Here is a 14,702-nt window from a genome sequence, read left to right as displayed (position 1 = left end):
AAAGAAATTAGCTCCCAGCCGCTATACCCACAGTATGGGTTCAACGACATCCCATTTATCTACCAGTGATAAGGCTCCTTATCACTGGTAATTCAACACTTAGGATAAGGTCGCGGCTGCGTACCTCCGTTTATGCAACCAACATAAATACTGTATAGGCCAACAATTGCTGTTAATGCTGACGCTAGAATGAATATGACTATAGATAGTTTCTCTGATTTTTTAAAAATACAGGCATTATTTATATGAACCCATTTTCATTGTGATTTTCCTTGTTAACAGCCAATTTCACTCAACTTTATAAATCTCTATACTCCCAACTTTTTTCCCCTCAGCACTTCCACCATGATGGTAATAAGGACGACGAAAGAAAAATTCTACTTCTGTGTTTTTTGTAATATGCGCACATTCAATTTTTGCACGTTTAAAAGTTGATATAGCGGCTTTTATTGCGGATTCAGAGGATGAGTAAATTTGATCCTCTTTTTGTAGGTTCCCACTTTGCCGCAAAACACGAAGAAGATATTTACCACCACTTTGTAATGAGCAAATATCATTCAATTGTTCAAAGTAGACGACACTATTATCATTTGGATCATCAAGTTGTCGCTGTCTTGAAGAAATAATTATCCAAGACACAATTGCCATGATAACCGCGATAATTAACCCAATAATTATATTTGTTTGTTGATCCATACTAGTACCAAGTTACAACAAAAAACTTCTTTCGCGACAGACTACACTCCCAACTCATTGTTGTAAAATCGTTAATTGCTAAAGTAAGCGGTTGATAAACACAAGACAGTACAAGAAAAAAAGTGGGTTTATGATGGTGATTGCTTGATAAAAAGCCTACCAGTGATAACTGGTATTATCGCAAGCATATTTAATCTAAACCATTAATGTTAAGCATTGAAGTTACTTTTTGTAATTTCCAAATATGCTTACATTTATAACAAGTGACTAAAACTTTTCCCTCCGATTCTGGAATGCCAACAATATCTTTATTATCAATACAAATGCCATTTTCCACATCTCTTGTGTGCGGTAATATATGACGCTCTGTTAATGTAAAAGTAGTGCAGCTACATTTAGGGCATTTGATGTTTTTTAAATCAATAATGTGAGCCATTCATGTCCCTTTTGGAATTAATAGTACATCAGCTTTTTTAAACTGATTTCCCCTACCAGTGATAATAGTGCTTATCGCTGCTTCCATTTCTGAAATTCGCTTGTCAACTTTGCGACACAGCCCTCATTTTTATCATTACCGATAAATAATCCTTGAATTAGCAAAGTGTTAGCTGTATTGCTGTTTCTTTTTTTCGCACAAAGATGAAAACCAAAGAGAACAAGGGATTGTCATGGGCTGTAAATGTTATTTCTGCAATCCGACACAAAGGGCTAAGCCAGCGCCTAACCCACCGTGTCAATTAACCCCCAAAGAAAAGGTACTCAGACAGCAAAAAGCAAGATTAATGGAGGCTAACGAGAGAGATAAGTATAACCCCGAAGATGAAGCTAGATTCGCTGCTCATGTTGAAAGGATATTAGCGAAAAGGAAGGCCGCAGCGGAGGCTGAAAAAGTGGCGGCTGCATTGTCTGCAGCGAGTTTAACAGCGGCCAGCTCAGAGGTAGTGGCAAGTGAAGTTGAAGAAAAAGACATCGATATTAACTTTAATTTTATATCAAGCCTTGAAGGTGGAAGTAGATTAACTGGCTATGTCCCCGATGCAGAAAACAGTAAGAGTGGAGTAACAGTTGCTGTCGGTTTTGATTTAGGAGCAAGAAATGCATCCGATCTTATGGCATTAGGTCTACCAATTGAATTAATAAATAAATTAAATCCTTACCTTGGATTGCAAAGTGTAGAGGCTAAGGAATTTTTAGAAAAATACCCAGTAACTATCACCCAAGAAGAAGCTGAAATAATCAATAAAGCAACAAAAGCTAACATGGTAAAAAATTTGGTGAAAAAGTATGACTCAGATAGTAACGTTAAGTTTGTTGATATCCCCCCAAAATGGCAAACTGTTATAGCATCAGCTGAATTTCAATATGGCTCATTGAAAACAAAAGGGAAAAATTACTGGGGATATGTCACGTCACAAAATTGGCAAGAAGCAATCGCTGAATTAAGAGATTATGGCGATAGGTATCCAACCAGAAGGAATGACGAAGCAGATTATGTTGAAAACAATTAATACAATACTAAACGCCTTAGCTATATTTTTTATCTCTATTTCAATTTGCTATGCTCAAAATGAAATTAAGATGGATAACGGGCAAAAAGCAAACAATTGCAATATATACAATAAATTAAGAGAGTCACACAAAGTCAGAGAGGGGGTCAATAATGACTTAATCTCTTCTGAATATTTAGACTGTTCTATTACGCCAGATTTAAAGCAAGTTAAAAATAGTCATGAAATATTGCAAGCCATGTACCATAAGCTGAGAGTAAGAAAACTGCCAACGTCATTTTCACAATCAGTCAGTAGAAAAGATACCTTTTTTGATGCTGGTTTTACTATAACCCCTGATTCTATTTCTTATCAAAAAGAAGATAGAAACTTCTCAATAACGTTAAAAGGCAAGGTAACGGACAATAAATACCTCATATGGGTTGTAGATGAAATTTTGAATGGGACTTATCGCTCATATTATCCAGCAATAGCCGAAATAAGTGATAACGATAATATTAACATAACGCCTTATTATCAGAGCGGATACTAAACACATTAAGATAACCCCCTACCAGTGATAAAGGTTCTTATCACTGTTCCGCTATCGCTTTCACAACATCAATCGTTGCTAATACATCGGCACTTGCTGTATGCGCCTTACCCCGCAATTTTGTACCTGCTGCTCGCATTGCATTAGCTAATGAAATGCTGCCGTAACGATTTGTTGCACCGTAGTGATCTGCAGCTAAATACATAGCACAACGGGTTTCGAGTTCATCTAACCATTTTGCATCATCACCAAATGCAATAGCTGTCTGTTTTAGCAAGCGAATATCGAAGTCTACATTGAAAATAATTACTGTTTTGTTTTGTAAACACACTCTCAACTGATCAATTATTTCATTCCATGTCGGTTCATTAGCTAGTGAGTCGCGTGAAATTTGATGCACTTCTTCTGCTTTTGGATGAATGTCAACGCTAGGTCTTAGCGTTGAGTAAAACACAATATTATCATTAATATCGTGCACTGCGATTTCAATAATTTCGTCTCTATTACTTAGTCCTGTTGTTTCAGTGTCTAGCACCAATGGTGATTTTTCTATCCATGTTTGAGCTGATTTCACCGAGCTTTTTTTTATTAATTGAGTCATTTCAATCTCCACATTCTGGTATTTTTGATTGCTTTCGATCCTACCAGTGATAATAGTGGGTTTATCACTAGTGTAACCTAACGACTTTATATTTATACACTCTAATCTTATTACGTTCATGGGATCTGGTTGTCGACTCGTTTAAGCTGGCATCGTTATCTTCATACAGTTTATTCAACATCAGTTATTCAGCCTCGGTTTTTTAACACCAATAGGTAAACGTCTGTTAGTTAACCTATTCAACCTCAGTTTTTTAACGTCAGTAGGTTAACCGTTTTTTAATATCTGTCGGTTAACGTCAGGCAATTTTTCGATGAACAACACTTTATTAAGCGTGATAACCCCATGATTATCTATCATTTATTGAGAAGTGTGATGTTGAACGATAATGATAAGGACGCTATATCAATCTGAATAAATGGGTAAGAATAACCAAATAGTTTAGTTTAAAAAAAAACAATCAAAAGTAAGATAGTTAACAAATATCATAATTGGCTTAATGCTCACTAAAGTTACTTTTTCTTATCATGGCTAAAACGCCTAATAGAGATAACAGACTTAGTGTTAATAACCCAAGTGAACCTCCTTTATTATTTTGACGGTCACTTACTATTGAATCAACTTTAGAATAATCTAGAGCAATAATAATAGGATCATGATCTGACGATGAAAATACATTTTCCGATTTTAAGAGATCACCTGTATCTCGACTTGATTCACTTGTAAATTCAAACATATTGGATTCAGAGCTACTAATATTCCAACTTTCAATTGCCACCATACGTTCAGCGACACTAGCATTACCTAAAATATGATCTAAACTGCCTAATCGACCACTAAAAATGAATGTGTGAGTTTGCGTGCCATTGAGCTGACTATTTAAATTAATAAAGCCATATCCCTTACTAATTTTACGGCCTTCAGTATCAAGAAGGTTACCATTTAGTGTAGTATGAGATGCTGTATATATGGATCTATTTGATTTTGTCGCATCAAAATCTGTAAATACACGAATTGGATCTTCCATACCATTAGTATTCATATCACCCAAGAGTAAAATGTCACCTGGCACCGAATTTAATGAATCCGCAATGACGGTAGCCGCTGATACACGAAACGCATTACAATGACCTTGTGAATCGGCAGGCTCTGAACTTTCAGCATTTTCTAACCAATCTTCGAGGCAAGCTGAGCCCTTCGATTTTAAATGGTTAACCACAACGGTCAAAAATGTATTTTGGATAATAAAAGTTTGCCCTAAACTATGACGTTGTGACTTATTATAAGCAGGGTTTGTCTCAGTTTTCCCTTCTTGATTTACTCGAGAAACACTGCCTTCAGGGACATCTTGCACAGGAGTCGGGATCACAAAGGCATTGGAAAAAGGTTGAACGGTACTAGGGCGATAGAACAGACCGACCATAATATTATCTGTTCCAAAATACGTACCTTGATATTTATCTGAATCACTAATTTCAATAAATGAATATGTCTCTTCGTTAGTCAATTCGCTATTTAACGCATCTAAGAGATTTTGAATCGCACTTTTGTCACCAAAGCCGTTATTTTCAATTTCTATTAATCCAATAATATCGGCATTCATCGCTATGATAGTATTAACAATTTTAGTACGTTGTAATTGAAAATCTTCAAATGACGGTACACCACGTCCACAGCCTGGATACCCTCCATTTGCATCATCTTGATCGACACAAACAGGATTTAAAGGCCCCCCAATATCACTATCACTAGTGAAAAAATTCATCACGTTGAACGTTGCGACACGAATATCGCCTTGAAGAGCGGCTGCTGGGGTATCAATTCGATCATCTTGATGAATGAAATTAACTTCTTCTAACTGGTTTGTCACCAACAAACGATATTTACCTTCAGAATAATTGATTATACCTTCTAAATCAGTGATTATATCATTGATACGAATATAGCCTGTTTCAGCATTAAAATGAGAAAAATAATTGATAACCCCCGGTTCAGGATCATAATCAGATTCGAGAACAAGCTGATTTAGGCTATTTTCTTCAGATAGGGCGATTGCTTCTTCAGTAAGAGCTGCATATAATTGAGTGGGTTCAAATAATGCGTTTTTATAAGATAATATCATATTATTACGAGAAGTATCGTAGTCGTAGCTAAAATTCCGACTCACTACAAAATTATTTGCTTCATCCAATACGTTACTATTAATCTTTATTTTCATGCCTTCAACACTTTCAAACTCAGCTTCTATGTTATTTACCTCATTAATATAAAAGTTTGTCACTGAAGGGGGAATACCTTGTTCACCCACCTCTATTTTTTGTGTATCTTGAATATTAATTTGTGTCATGCCATCATATTCATTAACAAAACCTTGCACGCAAACTTCTACACCTGGTTGAATCGAAGCTGGGGGGGCTTCACCTAGAAAAATAAAAATACCATCAGAGGTTTCATCAAGACCATCACCAGCACCTTGCAGATAAAAACCTTTGAATAAACTTTCACTACGAGCAGTAACAACACCTTTAACAATGACTTCAGTGACGGATTCAAACTCACCTTCAGCAATGAAAGGGCTTGTCGTACCAGAACCTTGAATTGTATAAATAGGGATTATTGTTTGACCGTTACAGGTAAAGCCGACTGCAATTTTATTCTCACTACTGTTTTTAAAATACTCTTTAGTCTTTACTTCAGCTTTTAGCATCGTTGAAAACAAAGCTGTAACGATTGCTGTAATACATAGCAGTTTAAGGCTATATATTTTATTTATTTGCTTTTTCCTCATTTAATCAATCCATGTATGCTGATAATTTTAAAAGGGCTACTATGTAATTATTTCCATTCAAAAACGAATAAATCCTAAATGGTTTTTATTTATATTTAAGTCATAAAAATAAAGTATTAAAAATTAGATTCCTAATAGTCTCTTAATGAAATAAATATTTAAGCTGGGGTAGTTATATCTCTATTTATATTCTTTCTCACGCTGATATTCAGTATGGTACTAGAGCCTTTTCATGTCCACATTAGATATTTATCATTAGATCGCATATTATTAAGTTAAATTCCCTTTACTTTAAAATCAATGAGGTACTAACAATTTTCTTAGGAGGGAAGGCTTAAAAAATCTCCACCGTTAGCTACTTTTTATAGATAGTTATATCGAATTAAAGTTATTATCGTACCTAATAAGGTTGCCATACCTGTTACCCTATTCATTTATTTTATCGTCTCAAGTGTACATGCTTATGTTTTGAAGCCTCTAATGCTATAAAATTACTCGTTATTAAATATTCTAATGTAATTCAAATAATTAATCTGGGTACAGCATAGCTTTTTATGATCCTAAAATATGTGAAGGCACTAGTCGCTCCATCTTCCAATGGGTAAGGATAACCAAATAGCTTTATGAAAAATACTTGCTGTCTTTGTCACACTTGAAATGGGTAATAAGATCACTGGCCTTCACCTCTTTAACTCGCGAATGCTATATTCATGATGCAAGAAGCGCTGTCGTTGAGGGGTGATGTTCAGGATCAAGCCGATAAATTTCAAACCTGATTAAGTAGAGAATGAAATCAAGCATTAAGTGGCGGTCGTAATGACTCATTTTATGTACGAATCTAAAATGCTGAGTACAGCCTGCATATCCGCTTCACGTTTTACACACTCTTCTTCAAGCACAAGATGCTCAATAAGATGACCTTTAATGACTTCCCTCATTAAACCATTAACGGCACCTCGAATCGCAGCAATTTGCTGTAATACATCTTGACATTCATTTTCTTCTTCAAGCAATTTTTTTAAGCCATTGACTTGGCCTAGTATTTTGTTTACTCGAGTATTGAGCTTTTTCTTATCTTTAATGGTATGTGACATATTTGCTTCAAATTATGATGAGAATGATTTTATTCGATAATATTACCTCAATTTGATACTGGGGGGTAGTATTTAATACTGGGGGGTAGTATGGTTTATCCCATTCACCGTATCGCAAAAAGAGCATGGAGGCATTTTGTTAAACGATTGCAGAAATAACTATCTGTAAAACAATTAATTGAATAAGGTTGGCTATCTGATGTTATGGATTATTACAAAATATGCTTTAACTGCAGGAATCGTGGTTATGATATCTGAAGTGGCAAAAAGAAGTGATAAAGCGGGGGCGCTTATTGCTGCACTGCCAACGATGACTATTTTAGCCTTAATTTGGATGTATATTGAAGGGCAAGATCAGAATAAGCTTGCAAATCACGCTTATTATACATTTTGGTATGTGCTACCCACTTTACCGATGTTTCTTATTTTTCCTTTTTTATTAAGCCGTTATTCTTTTTGGCCCTCTTTAGGCATGTGCGCTGTTATTTCAATAGTTTGCTTTTTTATCGTCGTAATAGCAGTCAAAAAGTGTGGTATAGAACTGTTATAAAACCCAATAAAACAGTGGCTATACCGATATTAAAATAAGCGATTACATTTGCGATGTCACCCTCTACCAGTGATTTCTTTTTACCCATCATTCTTGAGGTGGTTTGCGTCGCAACTTAATACTGGTTTTAGGCAATTGGTAAAAGCCGTCCCCTTGGTGCTGTACACTGCGGCTTTTTTCAACCTGAGTCATCTCATTCACATAATACTCAGCGGGTCTAAATTGGCTGGTAATATCCTTATTTTGAGCCATTTTCTTAAATTGTTCCAATCCCGTATTTTGCTCGGTTTCATTCAATGACCAACTCAGTTCTTTATTAATATTGAACCATATAATTCCCTTTATTCCTTGGAATTTAGTGCGAAGTTGCGTAAACATGTCCGTAATCCATCGCGATTTACTTTCATGTCGATCGCTATTATCCCCATCTTGCCCACGGTGTGGTTCTGGAATGTCACTTGGTTCGGCTGAGCCGACCTCTGCAATTAAAATGGGATGATGAGGATAGTGCAGCATCAGTAAATCATATTTCTCCTCAAACAACTCGGTAAAGGTATTCCATTGACTAAATGAGTAATTTGCCCCCCAGTTGTAACCATCAATCGATGTCCAATCCACCACATCACGACCTGGGTAATAAAGCGTTATATCGCCATAATCATCCACATCGACATTATTGACATTCCACACCCATTCAACATACTGATTGACACCAGCCGCTTCAAATTTAGCATGTAGGTGACGCCAAGCTGGAATGTACTGCTCTGGATCGTTACTCCACGGGTACCAATTACCATTAAACTCATGGGCAAAACGTAACTGTATTCGCGCATTTGGATCATCACGATCTTCTATCCATATTCTAAAATCCGCAATCCACTGCTCTAAATAAGCATCCCAATCACCTGCAATTATTTCCGGTAAAAGATTATCTTCAGGCCTCGCAGCAATTGTGGGCTCTAGAGTGATCATGGGCGTTGCCCCTTGCGCGACAATATTCGTATTTTGCACCCTTAAAGTGTGCCAATCATAATCAAAGTTGGTGAAGATATTAATAATAGCAATATCTTTATTGATATCAGACTCAAACTCAGTGATGTTCTCAGGTTTATAAGCATCATCTCGAATATAGGCGCCGAGCATCAATTTATTCGCACTGGCGAGACCCACAATAGATGTAAGACCAATTGATGACACTAAGCAAGTAAAATTACGCATTATGCCTCAATGCTGCAAGGATATAGGAGCCACTTACTTTAAAGCTTTTTATGAGTGCGTGAGTATGAGTTTTCTCTAACCCATTGAGGTATTTAAATTAAACGGTAATACTTTTATACTATTTCAATGGAACACTGACGATGGCCTCTATCAAAGGGCTTAGAGGCCACCAGTTTGATTATGTTACCAATTAAGAAAATTACGTTTGTTTGTGACGCTGTCGAAATGTATGGCACCGTTATAAGTGTTTCTTTCATCTACCATCATTTTTGCTACAAAAAATTATATTAAAACCTTAATAATGATGTAAGATCACTGTCAAAGTCATTTAAAAATCAATATTTCAAGAGAAGTGCTGCTCCTGTTGTAATTGTTTATTCAAATAAAGTTGCTCAAACAACACATCAGCATTAATGTCTAACAAAATTAGCTGACCGTAGGCCTTAAGCGTATCATCAGTCATTTGCTCCAACTCGTCTGGATTATCTAAATCCACCGCTGACAATTGTGTTAATAAACGCTCATGCGCTTGCTCATTCATCGGGATGGCATCATTAATTTCTGATCTTGGCATAAGGCTATAGAAATTTGTGTATTTTTCTCTTAGCTGCGCTTTTAGCTCATCTTTCTCGTCCGTATTTTCCACAAAGGTTCCGCTGTAAAGCCCAAGGAAGCGCTCTTGTAACTGGTTAATTTGATCTCTAAGTTCTGATGGCGTTAACTTGACATTCGCATTCTCTATTTCTAATGGATCAATCTCAATTTTGTCATTTGACTCAATGGATGAATCACCTTTAAGAGATTCTTTATCCTGCTTAAATTTCCCGTGAGGTGCAGTGTAAGAATGTTCATAACGCTGGTTTGGCAGCTTTTCACTGTAAAGTGGGCTATCATCGTATTTTATTTTCACATCAGGATCATTGATTTGATTATGCTTAGCCACATTTTTAAGAGTGAGCGGATGGATAGTCGGCTCAGTTGAAGATGTTGAAGATGTTGAAGATGTTGAAGATGTTGAAGATGTCGAAGATGTCGAAGATGTTGAAGATGTCGAAGATGTCGAGCCAGATGTTAAAGAACTCAAACTGTCAGATCCTTGACTCACACTTATCGTATCTGACATTCTTCTCGTTTCATGCATATTACCGCGGTTATGCAACGCTAAATTTTCTAGTGTTAAGCCGCTTCGAAGTGATTGAGTGGTGGTATGCTTAGGATCTTGTTTATTCATCTCTCCTTGCACTTCAGTAACCCGTTCGTTTTCACCTTGAACTTGATAAGCTTGCATCGCCGCGGTTAATAAAAAAGAAGGCAAACTTCCCTTATTGTCAATCTGATCATAAAGCTCTTTCGCGGCCGTTGTAATTAAATTATGCTGATGACTGCCAAACTCAGTGTTATCAATCAGCTTTTGTAAAATCTGACTGGCCTTTTGCGCGGCCAAATCAACTTGCTCGTCAACATGTGGTTTCACTGCAATTTTCATTAAAGTTGCAATACTCACAAGATCATTATTTTCCGCTTTTTGTGCTAATGTTGAAAATAACCCTGCCAACTTTTGCTCTGTCACCTTTTTATCGGTAAAAGGCTCCGATAATGCCATATCCGTCAGCGACGTTGAGGAGACGCTCGTTGATAAACCAGAATGACTCATTCTTTGTAATTCTATTTCTACAGGCATAATGATGAGGCTTTAGTCGATAATATGGGGTGATTTATCGACAGTAACACAGCCCATAAAGTCGTATCTTCTAGGATTAAACACTTTCTCTATCAAAGTGGTCAAACCAGACAGGGTGAAGCACATCACCTCATCATAAAAAAGCCGCTGTTGCGGCTTTTTTACGTTTATCCTTTATGGCTAATCGTTAAATTAATATAAAGGAAATCATTAAAAAGAAAATTAAGGACATGGCACCCAATTTTCACCATCTTGGCTACACGTTAAAATGTATGTACCATCATCTTGATAGCTCATCTTTTCCCAACCATTCTGATTTTTATCAATTTGTACACGATTGCCATGGGTGTCATCGGTTGAACGCTTAGACCAACTTGGGTGTCTTTCTTCATCAACAACTTTATCAAATTGATACGCTAAGCCTTCAAAGTGCTCAATGAATAGATCCACATCAAGCTGCTCGCTCTTCCCTGCTAGCTCAACCCAATCAGCCAGTGCAGTAAACTCGACATTCCCATCACTGGTATTAAAGCGCGCTTGATAGTCAATCCCCATTTCCATATAGTGAGCCTCAAAGTAACGATTATCTCCGCCTGAGTAAACTGGGTTATCACAAGCTTGAACCGTCGCAACTTCATCACTGTAACTTTCATTGCTTAAAGCAAATTCCACTTCCAGATGTTCATCATTCATATGCCGTATAATCACCGCTTCAGAATTTTCACAGCGATAGAGTGCATCATCACCACCATAGCTGAAAATATCTTTCTTCTGGGCCAATTCGCCATACTCGCCCCAAGGGGTATTGTTCACTTCACGTAAATAAATATCACGGACTTTGGTTTGTAAATCATCGGACACTTTCACCAGCTCTAATTGATAGCCATTGCTATGACTGGCAACAATATCTCGATACCACGCCTTCGGGTAGCCATTATCATTATCAATTTCACTGCCTTGATAAAACTCAACACGAATAAAATCCGCCTCTGGGAAACGCTCTTTTGCCGTCACTTGATAGGCTAAACTGGCTTTTAATCCTTTGACAATATTAAGCGCAAGCTGAGTTCTGTCATCATCACCTGTCGCAATAAAATCACTGAAAATATCTTCAATGGAAAGATTATATTTGTCCACAACACTTCTTAGTGCTTCATCCATCTCATCTTCAACCATTGCTCGCAAATCATCATTGACTTTAAGTGCTTCACAGGAGCCAAATTTGGCGCCACGGCGTCGAAGCTCATCATTGAGCATTTGAAATAGTACTGTTGTTATGGGGGTAACATGAAAGGCCTCGTCGCCCTCCACTTGATTAAAACCGGCTGGCAGCATCATTTGATAGGCTGCTTCAACCTCGCCATTGTCTTCATCATATGCCCCTTTGGGTACATCCACATACAAATTACTGTACTGAGCACACGCTTGGTTTTCTGCTGAAAGCTCTAAATGATATTCCCCAGCCGCTTGTGACACTGTGCTAGGCTCACCTTCGGTGTATTCTCCATCTCCATTTAAATCTAACCACACTGTTGCGCCAGATACATAACCATCAATGACTTTACCACTCATGGTGGCAGCTGACTCAGATGTGGGCGCAGGAGCTGGGGTACTTTTTTCAGGGGTACTATCACTACTTGAACTGCCACAACCCGCCATGAATAATGAAGCAATAATACAACTTAAATATAATTTTTTGGTTTTCACTTTTACCATTCCTTTGATAGACACGGTAACACATTAGCGTCATCGACCTTGATGATTTTTACCGCTTAAAACAGTTAAGCCAAATAAACAGGCTCTTTATTCAAAAAATATTAAATTCAGACTCATCCTTATCTGTGCTTGCATAATCAATCAGTAAAAACCAATAATTAATCTCAACACATACAACAACTAATTCATTAATATTTAAATGAAAATTGATTAACGACGTCGAAATATACAGCAAGAGAAACATTTAATCAACAAATAGTAAACATACACCCAATTAATTAACAGTTCTTAATTAAACAGAAATAGTGTCGTACAAATTTGTCTTAAAAATAGCAAGGTTATATTAAATACAATTAGATATATATCTTCTCTCTACTTGCTAATCGGTCAATATCCCTACACTTAAGCGCTATTTAACATAAATTTGCTGTAAACCGCTTGTTTTTTATTTTTGTTGTAATTATGTTAAATATAATATTAAGGATAAATCAATATTAACAGATACTTATATATCTGGGTTAGATTTTTATTTTGATACTAAAACTGCAAAATTTGATTGAAATGATACAGAGGGATTTTATGCGTAATACATGCCAATGGGTAAAAAGGCTTACTTTCATCACTCCCATACTTTTTTCACCACTTAGCTTTGCCGATTATTGTTTAGAGGACTTGTTAGCCTTTAGCAATTCACCACAAACGAATGTCGATGTATTAAAAGCCAACGGCATTTACCCCACTGCAGCCCATAGTATTATTCGTACCCGTAACGGTGTTGATAAACTGCCTAATACCGAAGATGATCGGCAATTTACTTCACTTGAAGAATTAGATGACATTAAATATGTCGGGCCCAAGACCCTTAATGTGCTAACAGGATTGTTTCTAAACGCTTGTACTATACCTGTTAATGATGTTGAAGTGATTTTCTCGCCTGCACCTTATGACGCATCCCACTTAACCAAAGTGGTTGAAGCCATTAATCAAGCGACAGTCTCCATTGATATTGCCATGTATAGCTTCAGAGATAATCGAATACTAGCTGCACTTACTGATGCCGTACAACGAGGTGTATTAATTCGAGTCATCTCAAATAATGCCTTAAAAGACCAAAAGTCACCTGCAGGCACAATCTCAGAAAAGCTCGAACAAGCACTCATTGATGTTAGATACGTCAATAAAATCATGCACCATAAATTTGCCATTATCGACAGTACACTTGAAAATGCTCAACTGATTTCTGGTAGTGCAAACTGGTCTTATTCAGCCGCCACTCGATATGATGAAAATACCGTCTTTATTCAGAATAATGCGGAGTTCATCACTGCATTTCAAGATGAATTTGACTTACTTTGGCATCATTCAAGGGATTTCACCTGTGATACTTGTACCGTCAATTCCATCATTGATAACAGTTACCAAAAGAGCGAACCTCATTCACTGAATACGCGTTTTACCTCAAATAATTTCAAAACCTCAACCACTCGCTATGGTGAAACTTTCTCTAAAGTATCAGGAAGAAACACCGTTTCAGATACACTGGTTGAATACATCAATAATGCCCAGTCAAGCATTAAAATAGCCAGTGGACACTTACGCTCATGGCCCATAGCACAAGCCTTAATGAATAAACAAGCTGAAGGCAATGTGAATATTGAAGTCTATTTAGATATTCAAGAATATATTAGTCTCTATACCCACGAATTAGAACAAGCAGAGCGTCAGGCTTGTCTAAATGAAGCCAGCACACCTTCTCAAGAGCAAGCCTGTTATGATAAGGGCAGCCATTATAGTTATATGCTGAGCGAACAAGGTATTGATGTACGCTTTAAAAGCTATAGTTATCGCTGGCATTATTCTTATGCCAAGCAAATGCACCATAAATACACACTCATCGACAACAGTACGTTAATTACGGGCAGCTATAATTTTTCTGATAATGCTGAACATAATAGTATGGAGAATATTATGATCTTGCAGCGTGCTGATAATCCAACCGCCATCGACAGCTTTTTAACCAATTTTGAATCCATCTGGCATACCGGCAGTGATGACAACCGTTATGAGCGACTACTCAACCAAATCAATGATGAAACTGTGCTCAGTTTTCCGATTGTATTTGATCCTATGGCGATCACCTGGGAGCAAGTCACTCATCTAAAAGCACGCATTCGTGCCGTATGTCCAGCCATTAATTCTGAAGCCTTCAGAACACATCCTGAAGATCATTATGTGTGTGAAAAACCAAATTAACGTCCCTTAAACATGACGTTTTATCGCATAAAAAAAGCCGCATCAATGCGGCTTTTTTCTTTTTC

12 protein-coding genes are annotated in these 14,702 nt (G+C 37.0%); 4 read left to right on the top strand and 8 right to left on the bottom strand.

Annotated elements, in window-relative coordinates; all coding sequences use genetic code 11:
* Positions 1-288: 288 nt before the first annotated feature.
* Both Q0976_RS09000 and Q0976_RS08995 read right to left on the bottom strand, forming a co-directional pair.
* The gene (locus Q0976_RS09000) at positions 289-696 is read right to left on the bottom strand and encodes a hypothetical protein (protein ID WP_299493143.1); all 408 of its coding nucleotides are present in this window, start codon (positions 694-696) and stop codon (positions 289-291) included.
* A gap of 190 nt (positions 697-886) precedes the next feature.
* Positions 887-1,132, bottom strand: coding sequence for a hypothetical protein (locus Q0976_RS08995; RefSeq protein WP_299493141.1), 246 nt, complete (start codon positions 1,130-1,132; stop codon positions 887-889).
* A gap of 232 nt (positions 1,133-1,364) precedes the next feature.
* On the opposite strand from Q0976_RS08995, the gene Q0976_RS08990 reads away from it, so the two are divergent.
* Together Q0976_RS08990 and Q0976_RS08985 are read left to right on the top strand one after the other, a co-directional pair.
* A complete protein-coding gene (locus Q0976_RS08990) occupies positions 1,365-2,204 on the top strand; it encodes a pesticin C-terminus-like muramidase (protein ID WP_299493139.1) in 840 nt (279 codons plus the stop codon).
* Positions 2,188-2,736, top strand: coding sequence for a hypothetical protein (locus tag Q0976_RS08985; protein ID WP_299493137.1), 549 nt, complete (start codon positions 2,188-2,190; stop codon positions 2,734-2,736). Before Q0976_RS08990 ends, Q0976_RS08985 begins: the two co-directional genes overlap by 17 nt.
* Before the next feature lie 40 nt (positions 2,737-2,776).
* On the opposite strand, the gene Q0976_RS08980 is transcribed toward Q0976_RS08985, so the two are convergent.
* The 3 genes from Q0976_RS08980 to rcnR form a co-directional block, all read right to left on the bottom strand.
* On the bottom strand, positions 2,777-3,337 hold the full coding sequence (locus Q0976_RS08980; protein WP_299493135.1) for a 3'-5' exonuclease: 561 nt from the start codon (positions 3,335-3,337) through the stop codon (positions 2,777-2,779).
* A gap of 496 nt (positions 3,338-3,833) precedes the next feature.
* Entirely contained in the window at positions 3,834-6,125 is a 2,292-nt protein-coding gene (locus tag Q0976_RS08975) for an ExeM/NucH family extracellular endonuclease (protein WP_299493133.1), read from the bottom strand.
* A gap of 821 nt (positions 6,126-6,946) precedes the next feature.
* Positions 6,947-7,219, bottom strand: coding sequence for a Ni(II)/Co(II)-binding transcriptional repressor RcnR (gene rcnR / locus Q0976_RS08970; RefSeq protein ID WP_299493131.1), 273 nt, complete (start codon positions 7,217-7,219; stop codon positions 6,947-6,949).
* A gap of 199 nt (positions 7,220-7,418) precedes the next feature.
* Here rcnR and Q0976_RS08965 point away from each other — a divergent pair, with 199 nt between their 5' ends.
* Entirely contained in the window at positions 7,419-7,769 is a 351-nt protein-coding gene (locus Q0976_RS08965; protein WP_299493129.1) for a DUF3147 family protein, read from the top strand.
* Between the two features lie 87 nt (positions 7,770-7,856).
* On the opposite strand, the gene Q0976_RS08960 is transcribed toward Q0976_RS08965, so the two are convergent.
* From Q0976_RS08960 to Q0976_RS08950, 3 genes are all read right to left on the bottom strand, one after another.
* Positions 7,857-8,987, bottom strand: a complete 1,131-nt coding sequence (locus Q0976_RS08960; RefSeq protein WP_299493127.1) for a glycosyl hydrolase — start codon at positions 8,985-8,987, stop codon at positions 7,857-7,859.
* Between the two features lie 343 nt (positions 8,988-9,330).
* Positions 9,331-10,668, bottom strand: coding sequence for a hypothetical protein (locus Q0976_RS08955; RefSeq protein ID WP_299493125.1), 1,338 nt, complete (start codon positions 10,666-10,668; stop codon positions 9,331-9,333).
* A 222-nt stretch (positions 10,669-10,890) separates the two neighbouring features.
* Complete coding sequence (locus tag Q0976_RS08950) at positions 10,891-12,375, bottom strand: hypothetical protein (RefSeq protein WP_299493123.1); 1,485 nt, start codon at positions 12,373-12,375, stop codon at positions 10,891-10,893.
* 588 nt (positions 12,376-12,963) lie between these two features.
* Between Q0976_RS08950 and Q0976_RS08945 the strand changes: the two genes are divergently transcribed.
* A complete protein-coding gene (locus Q0976_RS08945) occupies positions 12,964-14,637 on the top strand; it encodes a phospholipase D-like domain-containing protein (RefSeq protein ID WP_299493121.1) in 1,674 nt (557 codons plus the stop codon).
* Positions 14,638-14,702 lie beyond the last annotated feature (65 nt).

Source organism: uncultured Shewanella sp., assembly GCF_947501665.1.
Classification (GTDB): Bacteria; Pseudomonadota; Gammaproteobacteria; order Enterobacterales; family Shewanellaceae; genus Shewanella.
Note: the sequence above shows the minus strand (reverse complement) of the source record. Positions and strands in the feature narration are given on the sequence as shown.

Bases quoted from the DNA above. Each gene is read 5' to 3' on its own strand.
- Q0976_RS09000 (WP_299493143.1), bottom strand. From the start codon at position 696: ATGGATCAACAAACAAATATAATTATTGGGTTAATTATCGCGGTTATC.
- Q0976_RS08995 (WP_299493141.1), bottom strand. From the start codon at position 1,132: ATGGCTCACATTATTGATTTAAAAAACATCAAATGCCCTAAATGTAGC.
- Q0976_RS08990 (WP_299493139.1), top strand. From the start codon at position 1,365: ATGGGCTGTAAATGTTATTTCTGCAATCCGACACAAAGGGCTAAGCCA.
- Q0976_RS08985 (WP_299493137.1), top strand. From the start codon at position 2,188: ATGTTGAAAACAATTAATACAATACTAAACGCCTTAGCTATATTTTTT.
- Q0976_RS08980 (WP_299493135.1), bottom strand. From the start codon at position 3,337: ATGACTCAATTAATAAAAAAAAGCTCGGTGAAATCAGCTCAAACATGG.
- Q0976_RS08975 (WP_299493133.1), bottom strand. From the start codon at position 6,125: ATGAGGAAAAAGCAAATAAATAAAATATATAGCCTTAAACTGCTATGT.
- rcnR (WP_299493131.1), bottom strand. From the start codon at position 7,219: ATGTCACATACCATTAAAGATAAGAAAAAGCTCAATACTCGAGTAAAC.
- Q0976_RS08965 (WP_299493129.1), top strand. From the start codon at position 7,419: ATGTTATGGATTATTACAAAATATGCTTTAACTGCAGGAATCGTGGTT.
- Q0976_RS08960 (WP_299493127.1), bottom strand. From the start codon at position 8,987: ATGCGTAATTTTACTTGCTTAGTGTCATCAATTGGTCTTACATCTATT.
- Q0976_RS08955 (WP_299493125.1), bottom strand. From the start codon at position 10,668: ATGCCTGTAGAAATAGAATTACAAAGAATGAGTCATTCTGGTTTATCA.
- Q0976_RS08945 (WP_299493121.1), top strand. From the start codon at position 12,964: ATGCGTAATACATGCCAATGGGTAAAAAGGCTTACTTTCATCACTCCC.